This window comes from Dellaglioa sp. CoH-56-MRSF-12, from assembly GCF_056782075.1.
The window spans coordinates 1-250 of record NZ_JBXAYD010000143.1; the positions used below are offsets into that span (position 1 = coordinate 1).

Below are 250 nucleotides of genomic sequence, written 5' to 3' on the forward strand. Positions count from 1 at the left end.
GCGCATCAGCGGCCACTGGGCAAACAGCGTTCCGTTTTCGAGCAGGCGATCGATGTAGGTCATCACGCCCTCGCGGCCATCCCAGTAGCCAAACCAGAACAGATCATCCGGAGACTTGTTGTCGAACCGCTCATCGCGATACCACTCCGGATGTTCCAGCGATTGGTACGAGCCACTGGACGTGCGACCACGGCGACGCGACTCTTCGTCGAACGGCTTCCACGCAGCCCACCAGTTGCAGGAATTGATG

General features: G+C 59.6%; 1 protein-coding gene. It reads right to left on the bottom strand.

Annotated elements, in window-relative coordinates; genetic code table 11:
* A partial coding sequence (locus AC1RPY_RS08090; RefSeq protein WP_481763169.1) for a hypothetical protein occupies positions 1–250 on the bottom strand: 250 nt, incomplete at both ends.